The sequence below is a fragment of the Streptomyces sp. NPDC048643 genome, from assembly GCF_040650615.1.
Lineage (GTDB): Bacteria > Actinomycetota > Actinomycetes > Streptomycetales > Streptomycetaceae > Streptomyces.
Genome location: NZ_JBEZHO010000020.1, coordinates 119,285 through 145,829, shown reverse-complemented (window position 1 = coordinate 145,829; position 26,545 = coordinate 119,285). Strand labels below are relative to the sequence as shown.

At 72.6% G+C, this 26,545-nt stretch carries 16 protein-coding genes, 1 tRNA gene and 1 riboswitch; of the genes, 7 read left to right on the top strand and 10 right to left on the bottom strand.

Features of this window, described 5'->3' with window-relative positions:
* Positions 1 to 555: 555 nt before the first annotated feature.
* Complete coding sequence (locus AB0C62_RS21505; protein ID WP_362975345.1) at positions 556 to 1,104, bottom strand: MarR family transcriptional regulator; 549 nt, start codon at positions 1,102 to 1,104, stop codon at positions 556 to 558.
* 184 nt (positions 1,105 to 1,288) lie between these two features.
* Between AB0C62_RS21505 and AB0C62_RS21500 the strand changes: the two genes are divergently transcribed.
* The gene (locus AB0C62_RS21500; RefSeq protein ID WP_362975343.1) at positions 1,289 to 2,563 is read left to right on the top strand and encodes an MFS transporter; all 1,275 of its coding nucleotides are present in this window, start codon (positions 1,289 to 1,291) and stop codon (positions 2,561 to 2,563) included.
* Positions 2,564 to 2,651: 88 nt separating this feature from the next.
* On the opposite strand, the gene AB0C62_RS21495 is transcribed toward AB0C62_RS21500, so the two are convergent.
* From AB0C62_RS21495 to AB0C62_RS21485, 3 genes are all read right to left on the bottom strand, one after another.
* Positions 2,652 to 3,467 carry a methyltransferase domain-containing protein gene (locus tag AB0C62_RS21495; RefSeq protein ID WP_362975341.1) on the bottom strand — a complete coding sequence of 272 codons (816 nt, stop codon included), beginning with the start codon at positions 3,465 to 3,467 and terminating at the stop codon, positions 2,652 to 2,654.
* 129 nt (positions 3,468 to 3,596) lie between these two features.
* Positions 3,597 to 5,252 (bottom strand): ATP-binding SpoIIE family protein phosphatase, encoded by a 1,656-nt coding sequence (locus tag AB0C62_RS21490; RefSeq protein ID WP_362975339.1) that lies wholly within the window; start codon positions 5,250 to 5,252, stop codon positions 3,597 to 3,599.
* A gap of 130 nt (positions 5,253 to 5,382) precedes the next feature.
* Complete coding sequence (locus AB0C62_RS21485) at positions 5,383 to 6,747, bottom strand: NAD(P)/FAD-dependent oxidoreductase (RefSeq protein ID WP_362975337.1); 1,365 nt, start codon at positions 6,745 to 6,747, stop codon at positions 5,383 to 5,385.
* A 370-nt stretch (positions 6,748 to 7,117) separates the two neighbouring features.
* Between AB0C62_RS21485 and AB0C62_RS21480 the strand changes: the two genes are divergently transcribed.
* Both AB0C62_RS21480 and AB0C62_RS21475 read left to right on the top strand, forming a co-directional pair.
* Complete coding sequence (locus tag AB0C62_RS21480; RefSeq protein WP_362975335.1) at positions 7,118 to 7,891, top strand: helix-turn-helix domain-containing protein; 774 nt, start codon at positions 7,118 to 7,120, stop codon at positions 7,889 to 7,891.
* Between the two features lie 315 nt (positions 7,892 to 8,206).
* Positions 8,207 to 10,369, top strand: coding sequence for a sigma-70 family RNA polymerase sigma factor (locus tag AB0C62_RS21475; RefSeq protein ID WP_362975333.1), 2,163 nt, complete (start codon positions 8,207 to 8,209; stop codon positions 10,367 to 10,369).
* A 122-nt stretch (positions 10,370 to 10,491) separates the two neighbouring features.
* On the opposite strand, the gene AB0C62_RS21470 is transcribed toward AB0C62_RS21475, so the two are convergent.
* A complete protein-coding gene (locus AB0C62_RS21470) occupies positions 10,492 to 13,986 on the bottom strand; it encodes a BTAD domain-containing putative transcriptional regulator (protein WP_362975331.1) in 3,495 nt (1,164 codons plus the stop codon).
* Between the two features lie 296 nt (positions 13,987 to 14,282).
* Positions 14,283 to 16,388 (bottom strand): asparagine synthase-related protein, encoded by a 2,106-nt coding sequence (locus tag AB0C62_RS21465; protein WP_362975329.1) that lies wholly within the window; start codon positions 16,386 to 16,388, stop codon positions 14,283 to 14,285.
* A gap of 887 nt (positions 16,389 to 17,275) precedes the next feature.
* Between AB0C62_RS21465 and AB0C62_RS21460 the strand changes: the two genes are divergently transcribed.
* The 4 genes from AB0C62_RS21460 (at position 17,276) to AB0C62_RS21445 (ending at position 22,401) form a co-directional block, all read left to right on the top strand.
* The gene (locus tag AB0C62_RS21460) at positions 17,276 to 18,700 is read left to right on the top strand and encodes an MFS transporter (protein WP_081218179.1); all 1,425 of its coding nucleotides are present in this window, start codon (positions 17,276 to 17,278) and stop codon (positions 18,698 to 18,700) included.
* Positions 18,701 to 18,791: 91 nt separating this feature from the next.
* The gene (gene lhgO / locus AB0C62_RS21455; RefSeq protein ID WP_362975327.1) at positions 18,792 to 20,027 is read left to right on the top strand and encodes an L-2-hydroxyglutarate oxidase; all 1,236 of its coding nucleotides are present in this window, start codon (positions 18,792 to 18,794) and stop codon (positions 20,025 to 20,027) included.
* 106 nt (positions 20,028 to 20,133) lie between these two features.
* On the top strand, positions 20,134 to 20,970 hold the full coding sequence (gene trmB / locus AB0C62_RS21450; RefSeq protein ID WP_362975325.1) for a tRNA (guanosine(46)-N7)-methyltransferase TrmB: 837 nt from the start codon (positions 20,134 to 20,136) through the stop codon (positions 20,968 to 20,970).
* 96 nt (positions 20,971 to 21,066) lie between these two features.
* A complete protein-coding gene (locus AB0C62_RS21445; protein ID WP_362975323.1) occupies positions 21,067 to 22,401 on the top strand; it encodes a PrsW family intramembrane metalloprotease in 1,335 nt (444 codons plus the stop codon).
* 62 nt (positions 22,402 to 22,463) lie between these two features.
* Here the strand turns inward: AB0C62_RS21445 and AB0C62_RS21440 are convergent, their stop codons facing one another.
* The 4 genes from AB0C62_RS21440 to AB0C62_RS21425 all read right to left on the bottom strand — a co-directional run bounded on the left by AB0C62_RS21440 (position 22,464) and on the right by AB0C62_RS21425 (position 26,470).
* The gene (locus tag AB0C62_RS21440) at positions 22,464 to 23,408 is read right to left on the bottom strand and encodes an aldo/keto reductase (protein ID WP_362975321.1); all 945 of its coding nucleotides are present in this window, start codon (positions 23,406 to 23,408) and stop codon (positions 22,464 to 22,466) included.
* Between the two features lie 124 nt (positions 23,409 to 23,532).
* A complete protein-coding gene (locus tag AB0C62_RS21435) occupies positions 23,533 to 24,570 on the bottom strand; it encodes a M23 family metallopeptidase (RefSeq protein WP_362975319.1) in 1,038 nt (345 codons plus the stop codon).
* Positions 24,571 to 24,581: 11 nt separating this feature from the next.
* Positions 24,582 to 24,739: riboswitch (cyclic di-AMP (ydaO/yuaA leader) on the bottom strand.
* Positions 24,740 to 24,996: 257 nt separating this feature from the next.
* The gene (locus tag AB0C62_RS21430) at positions 24,997 to 26,052 is read right to left on the bottom strand and encodes a PP2C family protein-serine/threonine phosphatase (protein WP_362975317.1); all 1,056 of its coding nucleotides are present in this window, start codon (positions 26,050 to 26,052) and stop codon (positions 24,997 to 24,999) included.
* 344 nt (positions 26,053 to 26,396) lie between these two features.
* Positions 26,397 to 26,470: transfer RNA gene (locus tag AB0C62_RS21425), tRNA-Met, on the bottom strand.
* Positions 26,471 to 26,545: the final 75 nt, after the last annotated feature.

Below are 26,545 nucleotides of genomic sequence, written 5' to 3'. Positions count from 1 at the left end.
AGGGGCAGGACTTTTTCAAAGGAACCTCGTCCCAGCCGATCGGCCGGAGACGGGGTATCAACAAATCTGGCGTTGATTTTTGGCACGCTGTTGAGTTCTCAAGGAACGGACGCTTCCTTTGTACTCACCCTCTCGGGCTTTCCTCCGGGCGCTTCCCTTCGGTCTTGCGTTTCCGACTCTATCAGACCGTTTCCGTATCCGATTTCCTCGGTGCTTTCCAGGTTTTCGCTTTCGCGTTTCCCTTTCCGGCGAGTCCGACTCTATCAGATCCTTTCGGGCCTGACCCCCAGTCAGCGGGGCTTGTCCTCGCGGCGGTTGGGCCGTTCCGACGTCCCAAACTTTAGCGGATCCTCCGGGCAGTTCCTAATCGGGCTGCCAGGCCCAAATCGAATTCAATTCGGGCACGCCGAATTGGACCCGGGTGGGAGATCGTACTGATGGTTTGGGTGCCGCATCCGCGGCGAATGTGCTGTCGCAGAACCGTTCCGGCCCCGTGGCAACTCGAAGAACCTTACGGATCCGGGGAGGCAGTGTCAACCTCCCCTGTCAAGATCTTTAATCCAGGTCGCTGAGGCGGCCACCGGCGTCCGGCTGGGCGTCCTCCACCCTGCGCAGGAGACGGGTCAGGACCTCTCCCAGTACGCCGCGCTCCTCGGTGGAGAGGTCCTGGAGCAGGTCCTCCTCGAAGACCGTGGCCATCCGCATCGCCTCCAGCCACTTCTCCCGGCCCTCGTCCGTCAGCTCGACGATGACACGGACCCGGTTCGACTCGTCCCGCTCCCGGGTGACCAGACCCTCTCCGACCATGCGGTCGATGCGGTGGGTCATGGCGGCCGGGGTCAGCCCGAGCCCCTTGGCCAGTTCGCTCGGGCCCAGGCGGTACGGGGCGCCGGCGAGCACGAGGGCCTTGAGGACCTCCCACTCGGCGTTGCTGATGCCGAGCGCCGCGGTCTGCCGGCCGTAGGCGACGTTCATCCGCCGGTTCAGACGGGACAGCGCCGAGACGATCTCCTCGACCTGGGGGTCCAGGTCCTGGAACTCGCGCTGATACGCGGCGATCTGTTCTTCGAGTGTCGGCTCGCTGATGCCGGGGGTGTCGCCCATGGCCCGAGTATGGCACGGCACCGCTTGGCGTCGAAGTCCTTCGAGGTGTACAGTTCAATATCTAACTTTAGCTTCGAAGTCTTCAGGTCTGCATCCATGCGAAGGAACGCGCCCCCTGGGCGCTGCCTTACGGATGTGGGCCACGACGACTTCTCGATCAAGGCAGGTGAAAGTGACCAGGGCGATGGGCGCAGCGATGCGCCGGATCCACGTGGGCAACGCACTCAGCGCGTTCGGGCTCGGCTTTACCGTCCCCTTCCTCTACGTCTACGTGGCGCAGGTGCGGGGACTCGGCTCCATGACGGCGGGCATCGTGCTCGCCGTCTTCGCCGTGGCCGCTCTCGTCGTGCTGCCGTTCGCCGGGCGGGCCATCGTCCGGCGAGGCCCGCTGCCGGTCCTTCTCGTCGCGCTGGTCACGGCCGCTCTCGGGGCGCTGAGCCTCGGGCTGGCGAGCAGCGCGACGACCGTACTGCTGTCGGCCGCGGCGCTCGGTGCCGGTCAGGCCGTGATGCAGCCGGCGCTGGCGACGATGATCGTGGACTGCTCGACGGCGGACACGAGGTCGCGGGCGTTCGCGATGCAGTTCTTCCTGCAGAACCTCGGTCTCGGGGTCGGCGGTCTGATCGGCGGCCACATCGTCGACACCAGTCGCGCGAGCTCCTTCACGCTGCTGTTCGCGATCGAGGCTGCGATGTTCCTGCTGCTCGCGGTGATCGTGGCGACGGTGCGGATGCCGCACGCGCCGCGGATCGGCGCGGGTGCTCCGCAGGGCAAGGCGGGCAGCTGGAAGCAACTGCTCGGCAACCGGGCCATGGTGCAGCTGTCCGTGCTCGGCTTCGTGCTGTTCTTCGCCTGCTACGGCCAGTTCGAGTCGGGGCTCTCGGCCTACGGTGTCGAGGCGGCCGGGATCTCCACGTCCGCGCTCGGTACGGCGATGGCGGCGAACACGGCGATGATCGTGGTCGCGCAGTTCGCGGTGCTGAAGTTCGTGGAGCGTCGCAAGCGGTCCCGTGTGATCGCGGCGGTCGGACTGATCTGGGCGGTCGCGTGGCTGGCGGCCGGGTACGCGGGTCTCGGGCACGGCAGCCAGACGATGGCCACGGCCGCCTTCGTCTCGACGTACGCGCTCTTCGGACTCGGTGAGGCGATGCTGTCGCCGACGGTCGCGCCGCTGGTCGCCGATCTGGCCCCGACGGGCATGGCCGGTCAGTACAACTCGGCGTTCGCCCTGGTGAAGCAGCTCGCGCTGGCGGTGGGTCCGGCGGTGGGCGGCCCGATGGGGGCGTCGCTGCACGGCCCGTACGTCGTGGTGTTCCTGCTGTTCTCGCTCGGCATCACGGTCCTCGCCGTGCGGCTCGGGCGGCAGCTCACGCCGGTGCAGAACCAGCCGTGGCTCGCGAGGAGCCGGGTGGTCGCGCAGGGCGGGGCTCCGGCGGAGCCGGTGCGGGCGAGCGCCTGACCGCCGGCGCTGCGGGACGCGCGCGGACCACGACGGCCGCCATCACGAAGGACGTGATGGCGGCCGTTTCGTGTGCGCGGGGCGGGTCTCAGCGGATGCCGGTCAGCAGGTTGGCGGTGAAGGGGAGGGTGGCGGTGCCGTCGGCGGCGGTGTGGCCGGCGAGTCGGGTGCGGACGGCCCGCCCCGCGCGCAGGAGCGCGTCCTCGCCCGCGGTGTCGACGATCGCCTGCCCCCAGGATGTGGACGAGAGCTGGCCGGGGGCGTACGCGTCGAGGGGCGGGAACGGGATGCCGAAGGTGATCTGGCGGACGGCGACGTCGTGGAAGCCGGCGCCTCGCAGGGCGGCGGAGAGCCGTTCGGGGGTGCCGGAGAACGCGCCCTCGTAGTCCTCCGCGAGTTCCTTGCCACCGTGTTCCTCGACCGCCTCGTACTGGGCGACGAAGTACGGGATGAGTTCTCTGGCGGCCCACGCGGTGGCGGCGAAGCGGCCGTCGGGGCGCGTCACGCGGGCCGTCTCCGCGAAGGCCGCGTCCAGGTCGGGGAAGAACTGGACGCCCTGCTGGCACACGACCGCGTCGAAGGCCGCGTCCTCGTAGGGGAGGCTTTCGGCGGGGGCGACGGTGAACTCGATGTCCGGATACATGCGGGGCGCGTGCTCCGCGGCCACGCCGATCATGCCCGTGTTGACGTCCGCGCCCGAGACCCGGCCGGCGGGGCCGACCCGGGCCGCCGCCGAGCGGGCCGCGAAGCCGGTGCCGCAGGCCAGGTCGAGCACCGTGGCTCCGGGGTAGAGGTCGACCGCGTCCAGGATCGCTTCCACGAAGGGCGCCATGAACGGTGCCGCGTACCGCTCGTAGCGCTCGGGGGCGCTTCCCTTGAGCTGAAAGCCCGATTCATCTGCCATGGGGAGCTCTTAGCACCGGGTGCCCCGCTCGGCCAGGGGCCGCACGGATGTTTCCGGTTGGCTACCCGTGAGTGTCCCGGTGGACGGGGGCGCCGGCCCGGCGGGCGGTTTCCGTTTCCGGCGCGTGTTTCAGCTCCCGGCGCGGGGAAGTGCGAACTCGCACCACACCGCCTTGCCGCCGCCCGGTGTGCGGCGGGAGCCCCAGTTGGAGGCGATCGTGGCGACGATGGCGATACCGCGGCCTGCCTCGTCCACGGGTTCGGCGCGACGGCGGCGCGGCAGGTGGTCGTCGCCGTCCGTCACCTCGATGATCAGGCGGCGGTCGGTGCGGCGCAGCCGCAGGCGCATGGGCGGGGTGCCGTGCTGGAGTGAGTTGGCGACGAGTTCGCTTGCGGCCAGCACACCGAGGTCGTGCAGCTCGGCCGGGAAGCGCCAGCTGGTGAGCACGCCGGAGGCGAAGGCACGCGCGCGTGGGGTGGCTTCCACTCCGCCGAGCAGCTCCAGGGCCGCGTTGCGGAAGAGTTCGCCGTCGGGGCCGGTGCGGGACGGGTGCTGGAGGACGAGGACGGCGACGTCGTCGTCGTGCTCGGCGGTGACGCCGGCCGCGCGGACCAGGCGGTCGCAGACCACCTGGGGGGTTCCGGTGGCGCCGGCCAGGGCGCGCTCCAGGGACGCGATGCCCTCGTCGAGGTCTTCGTCACGGCGCTCCACGAGGCCGTCCGTGTAGAGGACGGCGGTGGAGCCGGGGCCGAGGGGGACCGAGCCGGAAGCGTGCAGCCAGCCGCCGGTGCCGAGGGGCGGGCCGGTGGGTTCGTCGGCACGGTGGGTGGTGCCGTCCTCGTTGCGGACCAGGATGGGCAGGTGGCCCGCGGACGCGTACACCAGCCGGCCCTCGTTCGGGTCGTGGATCGCGTACACACAGGTGGCGATCTGGTTCGCGTCGATCTCGGTGGCGAGGCCGTCGAGAAGCTGGAGGACCTCGTGGGGCGGCGGGTCGAGGCGCGCGTAGGCGCGGACCGCCGTGCGGAGCTGGCCCATGACCGCGGCGGCGCGGATCCCGCGGCCCATGACGTCGCCGATGACGAGCGCGGTGCGGCCGCCGCCGAGGGTGATGACGTCGTACCAGTCGCCGCCGACCGCCGCTTCCGTGCCGCCGGGCAGGTAGGTGGCGGCGATGCGCAGGTCGTCGGGCTCCTCCAACTCCTGGGGGAGCAGGGAGCGCTGGAGGGTGACGGCGGTCTCGCGCTGGTCGCGCTCGCTGGCGCGCAGCCGCTCGGCGGCCTCGGCGTGGTCGGTGACGTCGGTCGCGAAGATCAGGACGCCTCCGCCGTGTCCTTCCGGGGAGCCCCCGACGGGGGTGCAGGTGAACGTGTACGAGCGGCCGGTCGACACCTTGCGGGACTTCACCGTGCGGGACTTGGCGCTGCGCAGGACCTGGTCGAGGAGCGGCAGCAGGCCCAGCTCCTCCAGTTCGGGCAGGGCCTCGCGCGCGGGCGCGGCGGCGGGCCGGGCGCCGAAGGCGGCGATGTACGCGTCGTTGACGTAGGCGACGCGGTGGTCGGGGCCGTGCACGAGGGCGACGAGCGCGGGGACGCGGTCGAGGACCTCGCGCACCGGGAGTTCGTCGACGGCGAGTCCGGGCGACGCGTCGTCGGTGAGCTGCTCGGCCCGGGCAGCGGGCACGGCGCCTTCCCCGCGCCGGTCCGGGACGGCCGTGTGCTCGGTCCGCGCTGCGGCGCGGCGCTGCGTTCCGGGGAGCCGGGCGCTCCAGCGCGTGAAGTTCACAGTGGGGAAAGCCTCGTGTTAGAAGGGCGAGCGGTGCACCCGCCCAAAGTCGTGGACCAGTCTGGCAGTGTGACCGGCCGGGCCGACATCCTTCAGACGCCGCCCCAGCCGGTGTAGTTCCTGCGTCCGGTCAGGACGACCCCTTCGGGTCGGTAGGAGGCTTTCCACCGGCCGCGAGTTCGAACTCCGCACGGGGGTGTTCGAGTGAGCCGAGGGACACGATCTCCCGCTTGAAGAGGCCCGCCAGGGTCCATTCGGCGAGCACACGGGCCTTGCGGTTGAAGGTGGGCACCCTGCTGAGGTGGTAGACGCGGTGCATGAACCAGGCAGGATAGCCCTTCAGCTTGCGCCCGTAGACGTGTGCGACACCCTTGTGCAGGCCGAGGGAGGCGACCGAGCCGACGTACTTGTGGGAGTACGTGTCCAGGGGTTCGCCGCGCAGAGTGTGCGCGAGGTTGTCGCCGAGGACCTTCGCCTGACGTACGGCGTGCTGGGCGTTGGGCGCCGTCTCCTTGCCGGCCTCCGCCGTCACGTCGGGGACGGCCGCCGCGTCTCCCGCCGCCCACGCGTGCGGGGCGCCGTCGACGGTCAGCCGGGGGGTGCACAGGAGCCGGCCGCGCTCGTTGAGCGGGAGGTCGGTCGCGGCGAGGATCGGGTGCGGCTTCACTCCGGCCGTCCAGACGACGGTGCGGGTCGGGAAGCGCGCGCCGTCGCTGAGGACGGCCACCCGGTCGGCGCAGCTGTCGAGGCGGGTCTCCAGGCGTACGTCGATGTTGCGGCGGCGCAGCTCGGTGACGGTGTACTTGCCCATCTCCTCGCCGACCTCGGGGAGGATGCGGTCCGAGGCCTCCACGAGGATCCACTTCATGTCCTCGGGCTGGATGTTGTGGTAGTACCGCGCGGTGTAGCGGGCCATGTCCTCCAGCTCGCCGAGCGCCTCGACGCCCGCGTATCCACCCCCCACGAAGACGAAGGTCAGGGCGGCGTCGCGGATCGCGGGGTCGCGGGTGGAGGAGGCGATGTCCATCTGTTCGATGACGTGGTTGCGCAGTCCGATGGCCTCTTCGACGGTCTTGAAGCCGATGGCGTACTCGGCGAGTCCGGGGACCGGGAGGGTGCGGGAGATCGAGCCGGGCGCGAGCACGAGTTCGTCGTACGAGATCTGTTCCTCGCCGGCGCCCTCCTCCGCGGTGGCGAGGGTGGTGAGCGTCGCGGTGCGCTTGGCGTGGTCGATCGACCGGGCCTCGCCGATGACGATCCGGCACTGGTCGAGGACCCGGCGCAGTGGAACGACCACGTGGCGTGGGGAGATGGAGCCCGCGGCGGCCTCCGGAAGGAACGGCTGATAGGTCATATATGGGTCGGGGGAGACGATGACGATCTCGACGTCGCCCCGTTTCAGTTCGGCCTTCAACTTCCGCTGGAGACGCAGAGCGGTGTACATCCCGACGTAGCCGCCGCCGACAATGAGAATGCGCGCACGTTCCTTCACCACCCCATGACGCACCCCTGTCCGGAGTTTGTCCACAGCCCCAGCAATTTGTGTGACCGGTCGCGGACAACGTACGGAGTTGGCCGATTTGCCGGAGTCCGCAGGAGAAGGCCAGGTCAGGGTGGGCGAGGGGGGTACTCGGAGGGGGCGCAACCGGGACGTACCCGGCCCGTACTCCGATCGGGGGGCGCTCTGTGCGGAACCTGCCCCTTCTGAATTGACCCCCACTCAACTATGTTCGTGTGTCGACGGGGTGTAGGGGGATGCGCTCGGTGGGTCCGCACGAGGACCCGCGCACAAGCTTGTTCCGCACGCTCCGGCTATCAATGGCGGGGAGTCTCCGGGGGGAGACGTCATTACCGGGGGAACGCTTATGCACATTCAGGATTCTCATTGGTCAACCGCTTCAGCCATCGCACCCGGTGGCGCGGTCGGCGCGGCGGGCGGGAACGGCCGCGGTCCGGTGGACGGATCGCGCACGACACCGCTGCGTGTGGACGCACAGCGCAATCTTGAGCACGTACTGCGCGCCGCGCGCGAGGTCTTCGGCGAGCTGGGTTACGGCGCGCCGATGGAGGACGTCGCGCGCCGCGCCCGGGTCGGTGTCGGCACGGTGTACCGGCGCTTCCCGAGCAAGGACGTCCTGGTGCGCCGGATAGCCGAGGAGGAGACCTCCCGGCTGACCGACCAGGCACGCACCGCGCTCGGCCAGGAGGAAGAGCCGTGGTCGGCGCTGTCGCGCTTCCTGCGTACGTCGGTGGCCTCGGGCGCCGGACGGCTGCTGCCGCCGCAGGTCCTGCGGGTCGGCGCGCCGGAGGACGAGGCGGAGTCGGACGGGGCGCGGGTGCCGCAGCAGCGGTCCCAGCTCACGCCCGAGCTGCGGCTCGTCGAGCAGCGGCCCGCTCCCGAGGAGGAAGTGATCGCGGCGGTGGACGACGCCGGCGCTGCCACTCTGCTCGAGGTGGTCGGGCGGCTGGTCGACCGGGCGCGCGCGGCGGGCGAGCTGCGCGCCGACGTCACCGTGGCGGACGTGCTGCTCGTCATCGCGACGGCGGCGCCCTCGCTGCCCGACCCGGCCCAGCAGGCCGCGGCCTCGGCCCGGCTGCTGGACATCCTTCTGGAGGGCCTCCGTTCGCGTCCGGCGTGACCCGCGCCGGGGTCACCCGGCGCACCCACGCCGTCCGCACGGACGGACGCCCGCACGGTCGCTCCGCCGGTACGCGCGTGGACTCCATGCGCGTACCGGGAGCTTCCACCCTCATACGGCCATCTCGGCGCAGGACGTCAACTCCCGCCAACGACACGGCCGTTGACCATTCCCCGAACGGGTGATGGTTAGTACTGCCGAGCGGCAAATCCCCTCGGACGAGTGGTTGGTCCGTACGAACAGGCCCCGCTTCAGGAGCATGTGGCACTCTGTCCCGGTATTCGGGTCCGAGTGTGCAGGCGGGGGCTTTCCGCAATGAGCGTTGACGGGCGGGACGAGTCCCTCGGTGACGGTGGCGCCGACGGCGGCACGGAATCCGACGGCGCACCCCCGCACCAGGTGCCGAGCCAGGGCGGCCCGCGCAGTGGCGGCACCGCCCACATCCCTCCGCCCGGTCCGCCGTCCGACGCCGCGCCCGACGCGGGAACCGGCACCGGACCTGCCTCCACGACCGGCCCGTCGCCCGGCACCGGACCGGCATCCGTACCCGGACCCGCGTCCGCCCCTGGACCCACACCCGTACCCGGACCCACGCCCATCCCGGGTCCCGCTACCGGCAACGGCCCGTCGTCCGGGGTCAGACCTTCCGGGGCCGGCGCGGCCGACCCGAGCGTCCCTCCGCAGCGCGACCGGTTCGACCGGCGTGACCCCGGTGTGCTGCCGCCCCCGCTGGAACTGCCGCCCCCCGACGCCGGCCTGATCGAGCGGATGCGCGCGGGCGACGACACCGCCTACGAGGAGCTGTACCGCCGGCACTCCGACGCCGTCCGCCGGTACGCCCGCACCTGCTGCCGCGACGCGCACACCGCCGACGACCTCACGGCCGAGGTGTTCGCCCGCATGCTGCAGGCCGTACGCGGCGGCAGCGGTCCCGAACACGCCGTCCGCGCCTATCTCCTCACCACCGTGCGCCGGGTCGCCGCGAGCTGGACGAAATCCGCCAAGCGAGAGCAACTCGTCGACGACTTCGCGGTGTTCGCCGCTCAGGCCGCCCGCGGCTCCGAGGTCTCCGACGACGACACCCTCGACCTCGGTGCCGACGTACGGGCCATGCACGAGGCCGAGCAGTCGATGGCCATGCAGGCCTTCCGCTCGCTGCCGGAGCGCTGGCAGGCCGTGCTGTGGCACACGGAGGTCGAGGACGAGTCCCCCAGCGAGGTCGCCACGCTCTTCGGCCTCGACGCCAACGGCACCCGCGTCCTCGCCAGCCGCGCCCGCGAGGGTCTCAAGCAGGCGTACCTCCAGGCCCACGTCAGCACCACGCTCACGATGGACGAGGAATGCGCACGCTACGCCGACCGGCTCGGCGCCTACGCCCGCGGCGGTCTGCGCACCCGTGCGGAACGGGGCCTGCGCAAGCACCTGGAGGAGTGCGCCAAGTGCCGCCTGGCGGCCGGCCAGATCAAGGAAGTCGCCAGCGGTATCCCCGCGGTCGTCCCGGTCGCGGTCATCGGCTGGTTCGGTGCCGCCGGGTACGCGAAGGTCATGGCCCTGATCGCCGGTGGCGTGGGAACGGGTGCGGCCGGAGCGGCGGGTGCGGCCGCCGCCGCGAGCGGCAGCTCGGGGGGAGCGGGTGCCGGCGGCGGCGCGGCGGCCTCCGAGGGCGTCGGCGCCCCGGTCAAGGCAGGGATCGCCGCGGGTGTCGTCGCGGTCGCCGCGGCGGCGGTGGCCCTCGCTCTGGTCGGCAACGACACCGCGGCCAAGCGGCCCGAGGCCCGGCCGGCCGCCTCGCCCGCCGTCGAGGCGCCGGTCCCCTCCCCCAAGCCGCCCAAGAAGGCCCCCGCGCCCGCTCCACCGGCCCTGCGGGCGCCCACGCCCACACCGACCCCGCCGCCCTCACCCCGGCCGAAGCCCACCCCGAAGCCGAAGCAGTCCCCCACTCCGCCGCCGGCCCCGAAGCCCACGCCCACCCCCGCCCCGCCGAGGCCCACACCGACGCCGACCCCGCCACCGGCTCCGGCGCCACCACCGCCGCCGCCCGCTCCGGTCGTCTACCAGTGGAGCGAGCTGGAGTACGGCGTCGCCGGCGACCACACGAAGCCCGAGATGCGGCTGGGCCAGAGCAGTTGGGTGTGGCAGCGCAGCGGGGTGTCGATCGCGAACACCGACTACGCGCACGGTGTGACGGTCCACGGCAGGTCCTCCGTCACCATCGACCTCAACCGCAGCTGCACGGCGTACGACGCGATGGTCGGCGTCGACGACCTGACGCTGGGCCTGGGCAGGATGCGCTTCGCCGTCTACGCCGACGGATCCCCGCTCTGGCGGTCGCCCGTGATCGAGGGCGGCGACCGGGCGGTCCCCGTCCATGTGAACCTCACCGGCCGCCGGACGATCCGGCTCGTCGTCGAACCCCAGAGCCCGTTCGCGTCGGCGGCGCTGGGCGACTGGGCGGAGTCGAAGTTCCTCTGCCGGTGAGGCCTCCCCGCCCGCCCGGGCGACGGACCGTGCCCGCGCCCCTCCGCGCCCTGCCCGGCTGAACACGGCTGCGTCACAGCACACTTGAGTCGACCACGGCTGTTCCGCGTGTGCCGTGCCGGCTACTCCTCGGGATACTCCACGAGCGCCTCGGCGAGGTCGCTCTGCGCCTCCGCCATGGTGTGGCCGGAGCCCTCGGCGCGTTCCGATTCGTAGCGGTCGGGGCCGAGGGCGGCCAGCGCCGCTGCTTCGGTGCGCTCGGCCTCCGCGCGCTCACGGTCGGCCCGCGGAAGCCCGCCGCGCCAGGCGGTGCCCGCGGCCATCAGCCGGGTCGCGGCCGGGTGGGCGCCCAGCCGGCCGAGAAAGGCCGCCGCGGCCTCGACGAGACCGGCGACCACCACGTCGGCGCACCGCTCGTCCACCGCCTCCCGCACGGCTGCTCGCAGCTTGCGAAGGCCGTGCGCCGGACCGGACTCGGCGGCCGCGATCATCGCGTCGGACCAGTTCAGCGCCGCCATGAACTGCGGGGGCGGGGTGCCACGGGAACTGTCCTCCCGCGCCTCCCTCCACAGCTCGCGCGCGAGCTCGGTCCGCCCGTCGTCGAGGGCGATCTGGGCCCGCAGCAGATTCACGAACGCCCGGGAATCCATGACGCCGTACCGGTCGGCGGCGACGCTCGCCTCGTCGAGCAGGGACAGAGCCCTGGCCTGATCCCCAGAGCGGTAGGCGACCTCGCCGAGCCGGGCCAGCAGGAAGGGCGTCTCCGCGTACGCCCCCACCTCGAAGGCGAGCCGCAGCGCCTCCGCGTACTCCCCGCGCGCCTCGTCGAAACGGCTGCGCGCCATCGCGGCCTCACCGGCGGCGCTGCACACCTGGGCGCGCATCCAGCGGTCGCCGACCCGTCGACTGAGCACGCGCAGTTCCGCCAGGTCGTCGTCCACGCCGGCCATCCCGCCCGGGGCGTCGACGACGACATGCGTACGGAACATCAGCGCGACACCGATCTCCCATTCGCCGCCGTACTCACGGCAGTTGGCGACGGTCGCGTCCATCGCGGAGCGCATGTCCTCCGTGGTGCCGAGGAAGAACGCGGCCAGCGGCCAGATGATCCCCGGCATGCACGCGGCGTCCGGTCCGCCCTTCTCGAAGACGGCCCGCACCCGCTCCACGTACTCCCGCGTCCGCCGGTCCCCCCACTCGTCCAGCGGGACGACGTCCACCTTCATGAACAGATGGAACATGCGCAGCCGCATCCGCATGCGGTGCGAGGGGTGTCGCTCGTCGCGCTCGGGGTCGTCGAGGAAGAGGGCGACGGGATCCACGCCCTCCAGCTCGGTCAGAATGGCGTCGCAGGGGTTGTCGGCAGCGTGACCCCCGCCCGTGGTGTCGAGCCATCCGCCGAGTTTCAGGACGAGGTCCATCCACTCCGTTCCCTCGTTCCGGAAGTTGCGCAGCCACCAGAACCAGCCCATGGCGAGAACCAGGGCCCCGGCCTCCTCCTCGTCCTGCGCGACGAGCGAGCGGTGGAGAGCCGCCCTGATGTTGTCGAGCTCGGCCTCCAGGCGCCGCACCCAAGGGAGTTGGTCCCCCGAACGCAGCCGCGGCTCGGCCTCCTCCACGAGGGAACGCACCCAGTCACGATGACGCCGCTCGGCGGCGGCACGCAGCTCGGGAACCTCGATGGAACGCTCACCGGCGTACTCGTGGATCGTCTCCAGCAGGCGGTACCGCATGCCGGTCCCCGGGCCGCCCGCACCACTGTGACCGCGCTGCCCGCCGCACGCGCCCGGACCGCTGCCGCCCCCATCGAGCCCCGCACCGCTTCCGGCCCCACGAGCCTGACCGCCACGACCGTCGCCACCCTCACCGGCACGGTCCTCCGCGTCGTAGGGCGTGGCGACGACGAGGGACTTGTCGACGAGCGCGCCGACGAGGTCGGCGACGGGGCCGGTGCACACGGCTTCCGCGGCCGCCAGGTCCCAGCCGCCGGCGAACACCGAGGCCTCCCGCAGCACGGTCCGCTCCTGCTCGTCGAGCAGGTCCCAGGACCAGTCGACGACGGCGCGCAGGGTCTGCTGACGGGGAAGCACCGTGCGGCTTCCGGAGGTGAGCAGGCGGAAGCGGTCGTCGAGCCGGTCGGCGATCTGCCGGGGGGTGAGCAGCCGCAGCCGCGCGGCGGCCAGCTCGATGGCCAGGGGCAGGCCGTCGAGCCGTCGGCAGATCTCGTCCACGGCCTCCAGGTCCGGGAGCGCGGCCGCGGCGTCGGGACGGACGACCGCGGCCCGCTCCAGGAAGAGGCGGCGCGCGGGGTCGGGCAGCAGGGGCTCGACGGGACGCACCAACTCGCCGGGGACTCCCAGGGGTTCACGACTCGTGGCGAGGATCGTGAGCCCGGGGCAGCGGGTCAGGAGTGTCTCGGCGAGTTCGGCCGCCGCTCCGATGACGTGCTCGCAGTTGTCAAGGACCAGGAGCTGGCTGCGCGGGGCGCAGTACTCGACGAGCAGGGCGACCGGGTCGGCCTGCGCCGTCGTCATCTCGTTGGTGATCAGCGCGGTTTCGCGCAGACCGAGGGCGCTGACGACCGCGCCCGGGACCGCCTCGGGCCGGTCGAGCGGGGCCAGCTCGACCAGCCACGCCTGGGGAAGCGCGGCGGCGGCTTCCTCGGCGAGGCGGGTTTTTCCCGAACCGCCCGGTCCGGTCAGCGTGACCAGGCGGGCCCTCTGCACATCCGAACGGATCGCCCCGATCTCGGGTTCCCGCCCCACGAACGAGTTCAGCCGGGGACGGATGTTGCCGGTCCGCCGATCCCGGGACGGATCCGCGAGACCGAGCCCGGCAACGGCCCCGGCCGCCACACCACCGTCCGAACCGGGCCGCACGCCCTGCTGCCCCGGGGCGTCTCCCTGCTCCAGCAACGCCGCGTGCAGGGAGCGGAGTTCCGGCCCGGGATCCGTGCCGAGGCCCTCCGTCAGCGCGCGGCGCACCTCCTCGTACGCGGCCAGGGCGTCCGCCCCGCGGCCCGTCTCGTGCAGGGCGCGGATGAGCAGCACGTGCAGCGCCTCGTCGTACGGGTGGTCCGCCGTCAGTCCCTTGAGCTCCGGTACGACCTCCGCGGCGCTGCCCAGTCTCAGGTCCGCCTCGACGCGGCCGCGGGTCGCCTCCAGGCGCAGGGCCTCCGGCCGGGTCGCCGCCGTGCGGTCGGGGAGGTCGGCGAGGGCGGGGCCGCGCCACAGGGCGAGGGCTTCTCGGAGGCGGGTGGCGGCGGTGGGGGCGTCACCGTGGTCGAGCGCGGTCCTGCCCTCCGCCACCAGTCGCTCGAACACGTGCAGGTCCACGTCGTCGCGGGTGGCGCGCAGGCGGTAGCCGCCGGGCTCCGAGGTGACCGTGTCCTTTCCGATGGCTCTGCGGAGGCGGCCGACCAGTGCCTGGAGCGCGGCCGGGGCGTCCTGCGGCGGGTCGTCGCCCCACACCTCGTCGATCAGGGTGTCCGGGCTCGTTGCTCGCGTGGGGTGGCGGGCGAGGGCTGTGAGCAGCGCGCGGACCCGGGGGCCGCCGACGGTGACCAGGGCCCCCCGGTCGTCCTCCACCTGGGTGACCCCCAGAATCCTGTACCGCACGCCCCCATTCTCACCGTCCCCCCGCCCCCAGGTCACGGCTTCCCCCCGGCGAGCCCGCCGTCGTCCCGCAGGACCGGCCAGAGCCAGGCTTCTTCGCCCCCTCCGCCCCTACCCTTCCCGTACCTGGGGCTCCGCCCCAGACCCCGCTCCTCGAACGCCGGAGGGGCTGGATTCTGGCGTCCGGCGGATCGAGCAGCCCGGCGTTGATGACCCACGTCTGATCCAGCGGCGACGGGCGGATGTACCGGCGCGGCCCCGACCCACCCACCGGACCGGAATCGCGAACCGCACCCCGGTCAGCGGCGCTGTACGACCGCCCCGGCCCCCGCTCCCAACGCCCGCCCCTGCGGCACGATCCCCGCCGGAACGGCGCGTTGGCGTGCCGGCGTCCCCGTCCAGCAGGTGCCGCGCCGCCCCAGCAGCCGCCGCAGCCACAGTTCGAGGGCCACCAGATCGGCCAGCCCGTCGAGCGGCAGCGGCGACCCCTCCGCGGCGGCGCGCAGCGCCTTGCGGACGACGCGGGCCTCGACCAGCCCGGCCTGCGCGAGCAGCGGGGTGTCGAAGAGGGCGACCAGGGAGTCGGCGGCGACCCGCAACCCCGTGCGCGCCGCCGCGGCGGCGGAGGCATGGGAGGGCGCACCCCATCCGGGGGGAAGATCCGCCACCCCGGCCCCCTCCAGCACCGTACGCAGGATCGCCGCCCGCGCCCCGGGCTGCACCCGCAGCGCCTCCGGCAGGTCACGGCAGGCCCGGACGACCTGGTTGTCGAGGAACGGCGTGTGCAGCCGCTGGAAGCGGATCTCGGCGGCCTGCTCCAGGACGCGTACGTCCGCCGCGTGACGGGCGAGCGCGGCCCGCGCGCGGAAGTCACCCGGCCGCTGTCCGGGGCCGACGTTCAGGCGCCCGCCGCCGCCCTGCAGGCGAACCGATACTTCGGCCAGTGCCTCACCGGTCAGCCATCGCGCGGCGGGCCCGGGTCTGGCCCAGCTGAGCGCGGCGAGCGAGGCACCCACGGCGCCGCCGGGCTCGTCGAACCGCCGGTGCAGGAGGCGGTCGGCGAGGGCCTCGACCCCGGAGCGGTACGGCGTCCGGGCGAGCTTGCGGGCGGCGCCGTACACGCGCGCGGGGACCATCACCGAGCCGTCGGCCTTGGTCAACGCGGCGACGGGCCGCACCAGATGGCGCCGCTTGCGGTCCATCAGGAGGTCGGCGAGCCGCGCGGGATGTGCGTCGAGGACCTGCCGGGCGCCGTAGCCGGTGAAGTGGTCCGCGCTGCCGGAGGCGAGCCGCGCGCGGTGCCGGGCCGCCGTCACCAGGGACGGCGCGGGCTCGTCGGTCAGAGGGCCCTCCAGATCGGCGTAGGGCAGCGTCTCCTCGCCCCCGGCGACGACGACGTGGTGCAGCCGGGGGTTCGCGGCGAGCGTCCCGGCCCGTTCCAGTTCGGCCTCGCGCCCCGGGACGGCGAGGTCGTTGAAGGTCACGGCGAGCAGCCGCTCGCCGGCGCCGGTGCCGTGCCCGAGGACCGTGCCGGGCGCTCCGGGAAGTCCGGCGGCGAGCAGGGCGAGGGTCCCGGAGGCGGGCCCTCCGGAGAGGTCGGCGCCGATCCCCGGAACCGGCATCCCGCGCGCGGCACGCCGTTCGGCGGGGCCCATGCCGGGCACGGGCCCCGGGTCCACGTCGGTGCCCGGCACGTGGCGGGGTGCGGAGAGCCGGGTGCGTACGGCCTCCACGAGGGCGTCCCGTACCGCGTCGACGGCACGGTCGGGGTCGGCGGTCGGCGCGGCGACGGCGAGGGAGGCGACGGGTTCGTAGCCGGCGATCTCGCGTGCCCCGGCGCGCAGGATGAGGGTGTGACCCGGTGGGATGCGCCGCACGCCCTCGTAGGGGGTGGAGTCGTGCACGGCGGCGGGTACGTCGGGAGCGGCGAGCAGGGCGGCGAGGTGTCCGAAGTCGAGGTTGGCCTCGATGAGGTCGGCGAGGGGGAGCGCGGCGGTCGCGTAGGCCGTGCCACCCGCCCAGGGGGTGTAGAACACCGGCCGGGCTCCGGCGAGGTCGCCGCAGATGGTGACCCGGCGGCCGACCTGGACGACCGCCGTGTAGCTGCCGGACCAGTTGGTGAGGTGGCGGAGTGCCCCGCCGCGCGCGGCGAACAGCCCGACCCGCAGTTCTTCGTCGGACGCGCCGCAGGTGCCGAGGACGGCGATGCGGTTCTCGGGGTCGGCCTTCACGACGCGCACCTCGTCGGGGCGCCAGTCGCCCACGGCCCACAGCGGATCGGGGTCGCCCCACAGGAGTTGGGATCCCACCGGGTGCACGGTCTCGCCGTCGTTCCCGGTGGCGCCCGCCGAGCCGATCACAGGCGCTCTGGCGACGGTGCTGCTCCACCCCACCAACCATCGCATCGCCGCCTCCACAGGCTGTGGACAACCAGTGCACGTACGAACTCGGCACCATGCTGCCACGAAGGAAGCGTGTGGGAGGGCCCCTGCGGCGGCTTGCGCTCCCCGAAGTGCGCCCCCGTGCCGCCGCTCGCGCCGCCACGGGGTGTCACACTCCCGACAAATACCCCTTCCAGAGGGGGACTTCAGGGGGCTCCGCATGGCCGGACCGCCACGCACCGCCGACCGATCCACAGCCCCACCCCACTTGCCCGGAGGCCGACCGCACAGGGCCGCACAGAACCGTACGGATCCCGGCGCCTCGGCCGCCGACGCGGCGGCCACCCCGGCCGGCCTCGCGGACGCCGCCGCGCCCGACCCTCGCACGTCACCCACCCCCGTAGGGTCGACGTGAATGCGCCCCCGATACGCTCCCCCAAGACGCCCTTCGCGCCCTCAACTGTGGTGGTGGGAGGGCAGATCACTCGCAGAAGTGACCGTCGATTTTCGGCCAAATCGGCGCTCGATGGACACGTTCGGACACGCTCCGTACAGGCCCTGCGCACCGCTTCGGCAACGCACAGTCCGGGAGGCGGAGTTCGCCTCCCGGACCGGTCCGCCGCCCGCGGGGATGTAGGCGGCGGTGTCCCCCAGCCCACTGGATCCAGTACAGCGGGCCGACCCACGCACGTTCCATGGAAGCGCTCCCCCGGTGGCCGGAGAAGAGCGCACGCGCAGGCGCACGGCCACACACCAGGAGCACGCCGCGACCGTCCGTACAGTCGTACGGACCACAATCCCGCCAACCGGACCTACGCCCCTTAACGCTGGGGATCGGGCGAACTACGCTGGGTTTACGAATGCCGCGTGGTTATGCCAGTGCGGCAGCCGTCTGTGTCGAGGGGTGGCGCATGTCCAGGGAGCAACGCGGGCCGAACGAAAAACTCGGCGCCGTTCTCGCCCTCGCGGGAATCAGCAACGCAGGACTCGCGCGTCGCGTCAACGATCTTGGCGCTCAACGCGGGTTGACTCTTCGCTACGACAAGACGTCGGTGGCGCGCTGGGTGTCGAAAGGCATGGTGCCGCAAGGTGCCGCGCCGCACCTCATCGCGGCCGCCATCGGCCAGAAGCTCGGCCGTCCGGTGCCGCTGCACGAGATCGGCCTGGCCGACGCCGATCCGGCGCCGGAGGTGGGTCTCGCCTTCCCCCGGGACGTCGGGCAGGCGGTGCGGTCGGCGACCGAGCTGTACCGACTCGATCTCGCCGGGCGCCGGGCCGGCGGTGGTGGCATCTGGCAGTCGTTGGCCGGTTCCTTCGCCGTGAGCGCCTATGCGACCCCCGCGTCGCGGTGGCTGATAACCCCGGCCGACAGTTCGGTGGCGCGCGACGTGAGCCCCGGTGAGGACTCAGGCGCACCGCTGAAAGTCGGCCACAGCGATGTGCTGAAGCTGCGCGAGGCAGCCGAGGACGCCAGGCGCTGGGACTCCAAGTACGGAGGCGGCGACTGGCGTTCGTCCATGGTGCCCGAGTGTCTGCGGGTCGAGGCGGCGCCGCTGCTGCTCGGCTCCTACTCCGACGAGGTCGGTCGGGCCCTGTTCGGCGCGTCCGCCGAACTCACCCGTCTCGCGGGCTGGATGGCCTTCGACACGGGGCAACAGGAGGCGGCGCAGCGCTACTACATCCAGGCCCTGCGCCTGGCCCGGGCCGCCGCCGACGTCCCCCTCGGGGGGTACGTACTGGCCTCCATGTCCCTCCAGGCGACCTACCGGGGCTTCGGCGACGAGGGTGTCGACCTCGCCCAGGCCGCCGTGGAGCGCAACCGGGGCCTGGCCACCGCCCGCACGATGAGCTTCTTCCGGCTCGTCGAGGCACGTGCCCACGCGCGCGCGGGAGACGCCCAGGCGGCCGGCACGGCCCTGAAGGCGGCCGAGGGCTGGCTGGAGCGCGCCCGTGACGGCGACCACGACCCGTCCTGGCTCGGCTTCTACTCGTACGACCGCTTCGCGGCCGACGCCGCCGAGTGCTACCGCGACCTGAAGGCGCCCCGCCAGGTGCGCCGCTTCACGGAGCAGGCGCTGTCGCAGCCGACGGAGGAGTTCGTCCGGTCGCACGGGCTGCGCCTGGTCGTCTCGGCGGTCGCCGAACTCGAGTCGGGCAATCTCGACGCGGCGTGCGAGCAGGGCGTACGGGCGGTGGAGGTCGCGGGGCGCATCTCGTCCGCGCGCACCACCGAGTACGTGAAGGACCTGCTGCACCGCCTGGAGCCGTACGGCGACGAGCCGCGCGTGGTGGAGCTGAGGGAGCGGGCGCGACCGCTGCTGATGGCTCCGGCGTAGCCGCGGCACCACGTCCAGCCGCCGCCCCTTCGACCGGGGCGAAACGCGGCGGGGCGTGAATCTCGGGTTTGAGGGCATTGTCAGTGGCGCAGTGCACTATCGAAGCCGGGAGGTGGTGCAGGTGCGGAGCGCGTACGACTGCGATGTGCTGGTGATCGGCGGCGGAATCGTCGGCCTGTCGACGGCCTATGCCGTCACGCGCGCGGCGCCGGGCACCCGGGTGACGGTGCTGGAGAAGGAGCAGGGACCCGCCCGCCACCAGACGGGCCGCAACAGCGGCGTGATCCACAGCGGTGTCTACTACCGCCCGGGCTCCCTGAAGGCGCGGTACGCGGTGCGCGGCGCCGCCGAGATGGTGAAGTTCTGCGCGGAGTACGACATCCCGCACGCCGTCACCGGCAAGCTGATCGTCGCGACGGAGAAGGCCGAGCTGCCCCGCCTGCACGCCCTGGTCCAGCGCGGCAGGGAGAACGGCATTCCGGTCAGGGAGCTGGGCCCCGCCCAGATCGCCGAGGCCGAACCCGAGGTGCGCGGCCTCGCCGCGATCCACGTCGGCACCACCGGCGTCTGCGACTACGTGGCGGTGGCCCGGCAGCTCGCGGAGGCCTCCGGCGCGGACATCCGGTACGGCGCTGACGTCGTGCGGATCGACCGGCGCCCCGACCTCGGCGCCGCCGTCCGCACGGCCGACGGCACGATCGTCCGCGGTCGGGTCCTCGTGAACTGCGCGGGACTGCACTGCGACGAGACGGCCCGCCTGGCGGGGGACGACCCGGAGATGCGGATCGTGCCCTTCCGCGGCGAGTACTTCACCCTGGCGCGGCCGGAGCTGGTGCGCGGCCTGGTGTATCCGGTGCCCGACCCGGCCTTCCCCTTCCTCGGCGTCCATCTCACCCGGGGCATCGACGGCAGCGTCCACGTCGGCCCGAACGCGGTGCCGGCTCTCGCCCGTGAGGGGTACGGATGGGGCGTCGTCCGCCCCCGTGAGCTGGGCGCGACGCTGTCCTGGCCGGGTTCCTGGCGGATAGCCCGCCGCCACTGGCGGTACGGCGCGGGCGAGCTGCGGCGTTCGGTGTCGAAGGCGGCGTTCACCGAGGCGGTCCGCCGGCTGCTGCCCGCGGTGACCCCGGACGACCTGCTGCCCGCCGCGGCCGGCGTCCGCGCCCAGGCCGTCCTGCGGGACGGCACCCTGGTCGACGACTTCCTGATCAAGGAGGGCCCGCGCACGGTGCACGTCCTGAACGCGCCGTCCCCCGCGGCCACGGCGTCCCTCCCGATCGGCCGCGAGGTCGCCCGCCGGGCCCTGGCGGCTCTCGCGGCGAGCTGAGCGGCGGTCCGCGGCGGGCAGCACCTCCCGCGGACCGGGTCGGTCCGGACCGACGCGGTCCGGTCCGGACACCCCCCGCCGCGACCCCCGTAAAATCGACCGCACTGTGTCTGACTTCCTCGACTCCTCCGAAGAGACCCGGCCCGCCTCCGCCGAGGACGGCTCGCCGCGTCACCACCGCGCCAAGGGCGAGCCCCGCTTCCCCGACGGCCCGCAGGCCGACCCCGCCGGATCGCACTTCGAGCGGCGGATCCGGAGCTTCCAGCCCCGCCGGAGCCGGGTGACGACCGGCCAGGGCGAGGCCCTGCAGCGCCTGTGGCCCAAGTGGGGCCTGGACATCGACGGGCAGCGCACGCTCGATCTGGCGGAGTTGTTCGGGGCGGACCTGCCCGTCGTGCTGGAGATCGGCTTCGGCATGGGTGAGGCCACCGCGCAGATGGCGGCCGAGGACCAGGAGACCGGAATCCTCGCCGTCGACGTGCACACCCCCGGCCAGGGGAACCTGCTGGGCCTCGCGGAGCGGAGCGGCCTGACCAACATCCGGGTCGCGAACGGCGACGCGATCATCCTGCTCCGGGAGATGCTCGCGCCCGCGTCCCTGGAGGGCCTGCGGGTCTACTTCCCCGACCCCTGGCCCAAGAAGCGGCACCACAAGCGGCGGCTGATCCAGCCGGAGTTCCTGGACCTCGCGGCGACCCGCCTCAAGCCGGGCGCGCTCGTGCACTGCGCGACGGACTGGGAACCGTACGCCGAACAGATGCTCGAAGTTCTGAGCGCCCACCCCGACTTCGAGAACACGCGGCCGGACGGCGGATTCGCCCCGCGCCCCGAGTTCCGGCCGCTGACCCGTTTCGAGGGCCAGGGACTGGACAAGGGTCATGTGGTGAACGACCTCCTCTTCCGGCGCGTACAGCACCGAGACCAGCACGCCCCGGACGCCTGACCCGCGCACGGCCCTCCGGCGTCCCCGGGATCTCGCACACCGGGACGACTCCGGCCACCGTCGCGAGCCGCGCCCTCCCTCGTTAGGGTCAATGCCGTGGCCATCAGTCCCCCGTACCCCCCGCGGCCCGGCGCCCCCGCCGGGCACGCGCTGCGCCATCCGCACTGGTGGCAGCGCCGATGGGTCCGGTACGGAGCGCTGATCACCCTGCTGGTGCTGTCCGGTCTCGTCATCCTCGCGCTCGTGCGCGAACAGACGGGCACCGAGGGCTTCCTGGTGGGCCTCGGTCTCGCCGTGTTCCCGGTGCCGCTGCTCATAGCCGCCTTCCGGTGGCTGGACCGCGTCGAACCCGGGCCCTGGCGCAACCTGGTCTTCTCGTTCGCCTGGGGCGCCTGCGCGGCCGCGCTCATAGCGATCGTCGCCAACAGCTTCGCGACCCGGTGGATAGCCACCGCGACCGCGGATCCCTCCAGCGCCGACACCCTCGGCGCGACCGTCATAGCCCCCGTCGTCGAGGAGTCGGCGAAGGCGGCGGCCGTCCTGCTGGTCTTTCTCTTCCGCAGACGGGACTTCACCGGGATCATCGACGGCGTGGTGATAGCCGGGATCACCGCCACCGGCTTCGCGTTCACCGAGAACATCCTCTATCTCGGCACCGCCTTCGGCACCGACCAGCTCAGCGGGGGCAGCGGGCTGACCTCCGTCACCGCCGCGACCTTCTTCGTCCGCGTGGTGATGTCGCCCTTCGCGCATCCCCTGTTCACCGTCCTGACCGGCATCGGCTTCGGCGTCGCGGCCCTGTCCGCCGAGCGGCAGCACGTGCGCCGCGTGCTGGTCCCGTTCGCCGGGCTGCTGCTCGCGATGGGGATGCACTCGGTGTGGAACAGCTCGTCGGACTTCGGGGAGTACGGCTTCTTCGCGGTCTACGCGGCGTTCATGGTGCCCGCGTTCGGGCTGCTGACCTGGCTGGTCGTCTGGACCCGGCAGCGCGAGCTGCGCACCGTGCGCACGGAACTGCCCGCTTACACCACCGCGGGATGGCTGGGCACGGCCGAGCCGTACGTCCTCGGCTCGATGCGGGCCCGGCGGCTCGCCCGCGAGTACGCCGGCCATCACTGGGGGAAGACGGCGGCCCGCTCGGTCGCCGAGTACGAGGCGTACGCGACCTCGCTGGCGTTCCTGCGCCACCGGGGGCGCCGGGGCCGCGCGGGCGCCGACTTCGTCGTACGGGAACGCGAGCTGCTGCACGAGCTGTGGCGCCGTCGGGAGATCGCCCGGCCGTCCCTCGCCTACGCGGCCCGCACCACCTCCCCGATCCCCGCACCGCCCCCCTGGCCGGCGCACGGCTACGGGTACGCCGCCCCACCGGCCCAGCCGTACGCGCCCCCGGTGCCGTATCCGACGTACGACCGCAACCCCTACCGCTCGTAGCCCTCGTACCGGCGAGGCGGCACCTCGCCGGTACGGGGGCCGGGGTTCAGCTCAGGCGGGTGTCACGCCGACGCCTCGGTCAGGCGCGACAGTTCCGCGTCCGTCAGCGACAGGTCCGCGACACCCAGCAGGGCCGGGAGCTGCTCCACCGTGCGGGCGGAGGCGATCGGCGCGGCGACGGTCGGCTGGGCGGCGAGCCAGGCGAGGGCGACGGTCGCGACGGCGGCGTTGTGGGCCTCGGCGATCTCGTCGAGCGCGGTGAGGACCCGCTGTCCGCGTTCCGTCTCCAGGTGCTTGGACGCACCCGCGGCGCGGGGCGAGTCGACGGTCGCGCCCGGACGGTACTTGCCGGTGAGGAAACCGGCGGCGAGCGCGAAGTACGGGACGGCGGCCAGTCCGGCGCGGGAGGCGACGTCGCGCAGGGCGCCCTCGTAGGTGTCGCGCGAGACCAGGTTGTACTGCGGCTGGAGCGCGACGTAGCGGGCGAGGCCCTCGCGGTCGGAGAACTCCAGGGACTCCTGGAGCCGCTCCGGGGAGATGTTGGACGCGGCGATGTTCCGCACCTTGCCGGCCTTCACCAGCTCGTCGAGGGCGCCGATGATCTCGTCGACCGGCACCTCGGTCTTGTCGAAGTGCGTGTAGTAGAGGTCGATGTGATCGGTGCCCAGGCGGCGCAGCGACGCGTCGGCGGCGGCCTTGATGTTGGCGCCGGAGAGGCCCGGGAAGGCGGGGTGCTGGCTGACCTTGGTCGCCACGACGATGTCCGCGCGGTTGCCGCGGGCCTTCAGCCACTTGCCGATGATGGTCTCGGACTCGCCGCCCTCGTTGCCGTCGACCCACGACGAGTACGAGTCGGCCGTGTCGAGGAAGTTGCCTCCGGCGGCCGCGTAGGCGTCGAGGACGGCGAAGGACTGGGTTTCGTCCGCCGTCCAGCCGAAGACGTTGCCACCCAGCGAGAGCGGGAAGACCTCGAGGTCGGAGGAACCGAGCTTGCGAAGAGAAGTCATGGAGTGATTCAACGCCCGGACAGGATGCCTGTATTCCACATGCACCCCGCACGGCCCCGTGCCTGCGACGAAACGGCCGGCCGCGGGAGTCCCCGCGAGCCGGCCGGTCGGCAGTGTGTACGGATCAGGGGTTGAGTCCCTTGCCCTGGAGCCACGCCATCGGGTCGATGCCGGTGGCGGCGCCGCCGGGGTGGACCTCCAGGTGCAGGTGCGGCCCGGTGACGTTGCCCGTCGCGCCGACGCGGCCGATGACGTCGCCGGTGGCGACCTTCTGGCCGACGCTGACGCTGATCGACGACTGGTGGCAGAACCAGAGTTCGGTGCCGTCGTCGAGGGTGAGGATCGTGCGGTAGCCGTACGAGCCGGCCCAGCCCGCCTCGGTGACGGTGGCGCTGTGGATGGCCTTGATCAGCGTGCCGGTGGGCGCGGCGAAGTCGAGACCCGTGTGGTAGCCGGAGGACCACAGGGCGCCGGCCTCACCGAAGCGCGAGGTCAGGGTGTAGGAGGAGGTCGGCAGCGAGTAGCTCTTGGCGAGCTTGGCCAGGCGCTCGGCCTCGGCCTTCGCCTTGGCCTCCTCCTCCGCCTTCTTCTTGACCGCGTCCGCCTTGGCCTTCGCGTCGTCCTGCTGCTTGGTGGCGAGCGCGACGGCCTGCTTCGCGGCGGCGGTCTCGGCGGCCTCCTGGACGGCACTGTCGACCTGGTTCTGCTGCGACTCGGCCTGCTGCATGATGCGGGCCCGCAGCGCCTCCCCGGCGTCCGTGGTGCCCTGGGCGGTGTCGGCGGTGGTCAGTCCCGCGCCGGTGAGCGGAGTCGTGGAGCCCTTGGGGGTCTCGGCACCGTCACTGATCAGGGCCTTGGCCGAGTGGGTGACCGAGGACAGGTCGGGCAGCGAGATCGAGACGGGCGCCTTGCCGGGCGCCGCGGTGGCCATGCCACCGGCGCCGACGGCGGCTATGACGCCTACACCGAGAACGGTGGAGCTGCGGGCGAGGCCTCCGCCGCGCTGCTTTCCCACGCGGTGCCGGCCACGAACGGGACGGACGGAATCCTCGGTGGGATTCCACTCCTCCCAGGGTCCCTCGTCCTTGCCGTAGGCGAAGCCGAAGGACTGTGTGTCATTCGGTGCGAACGAGGTTGGCTGAGCAGGCCGGTTGGACGCCACGTGGGCGCACTCCTTTCCTTCCTTCTCGCCTACCGGGTTAGCTGACGGGTTCGGAGCAGGAAGGTCTCCTACGCGCGTATACCCACCGTGCTGCCACGGTGGAGGACGCTCGATTCACCCCAAGTTGGTGGTTCCCCGGTTCCCTTGCGGGATTCGGCGCGTGCGCACGGAGCCATCTCTTGTGACGGCTGGGACGACCGCGCTGCGTTATCGAACGTTAATAGACCTGGCCACCTGATTCCAAGCTGTTCAGACTGATCGTTAACGCTTTTTGGCCAGGACTTTGGGGTCATGGGCGATGAAAAACGGGCGAGTTGGCCGCATCGCGTCGACACGGCTTCATGTGACGGTGTGTCAGTCGTTATGCGGAGGGACACGGTTCGATCACCCCTCGTGACAACGATCAAGAAGGGCCTTCGAGGGCCGTCAGCCGCGCCGGACGGCGAGCAGCGCCATGTCGTCGCTGAGGGCGCCGCCCGTGTGCTTGCGGACCTCGACGGCGAGGGTGTTCAGCAGGGCGTCGGGCCCCGGGAAGATCCGCCCGGCCAGCCGCGCGGCCGGATCGTAGAACTCCCCGCGCACGTCCCGCGCCTCGGACAGCCCGTCGGTGTGCAGCAGCAGGATCGCGCCGTGCGGAAAGCGGGCCGGCACCGCCCGGTCGGGTGTGCTGCCCAGGTCGCTCATCCCGAGGGGCAGTGCGGCGGGCCCGCCGGTGAGCGGGACGAGCGTGCCGTCGGGATGCAGCATCAGGGGCGGCGGATGCCCCCGGTTGACGATGCGGACGATCTCCTCGTCGTGCGGGATCTCCGCGAGGACGGCGGTGGTGAATCCCTCGACGGCGTCGAGGTTGTCGCGCCGGGTGCCCTCGCGCTTCAGCGCCCGCTCCAGCCGCCGCGCGACGGCCTCCAGGGTCGTCTCCTGCTCCGCCGCCTCCCGGAACGCGCCGATGACCACGGCGACGGCGGCGACCGCCGTCATCCCCTTGCCGCGTACGTCCCCGACGACCAGCCGCACGCCGTACGGGGTGTCCTGCACCGCGTAAAGATCCCCGCCGATGAACGCGTCCGCCTGGGCCGCCTCGTAGCGCGCGGCGACGTCGAGGCCGTCGATCCGTGCCTGAGGTTCCGGCAGCACGGCCCGCTGGGCGAACTCGGCGATCTCCCGGACGGAGGCGAGCCGCTCGTCGCTGCGCCGGACGAGGATGTTGATGAGCACGCCCAGGACGGCCGCCGTGGCGACGGTGACGACCTCGGTGACCGCGTCGACCCGCAGGACGATGCCGAGGCGCAGGTGCACGAGGATCAGCGCGCCGACGGCGGCGGCGCCGGTGAGGACGGTGCCGCGCAGCGAGTAGAGGGGCGCGGCGACCAGGGTCGCGGCCGTGAAGAGGGGTGCGGCGGTGAACTCGCCCGGCGTGAAGTAGTCGTAGAAGGTCCCGCCGACGACCAGCAGTACGGGCAGCGCCCGTACGAGGGCCCGCACGGAGGAGATACGACCCGTGCGCCATCGCGCCGGACCGGTTCCGGGATCGCCCGCGGGTCCGGACGCACCCGAAGGACCGGCACCCCCCGCCGCCGGCGGATCACCGAGGGGCGGGCGGCCGGCCCGGTCGTCGAGCTCCCCGGTCCGCTCCTCACCACCTGGCTGACCCACGCGTCCAGCAGACCCGGAGCGAGGACGGCGGGCGACCGGTGTGGCCCGACCGAGGGATTCCGCGGCCTTCCGGAGTGAACGCGGCGACGAGAAAGAAAGAAGGGCGCCCAGGAGCCCGTACCAACACCAAGGGCCGGAACTCGTGAATCCGAGTTCCGGCCCTTGGCCTTCAGTAGCGGGGACAGGATTTGAACCTGCGACCTCTGGGTTATGAGCCCAGCGAGCTACCGAGCTGCTCCACCCCGCGTCGTAAGAACCAGTGTACGCCATCCGCGGGACCCCCGGCGCACGCGTTGACCGGGGCCCCTTCCGTGCGGCCGAG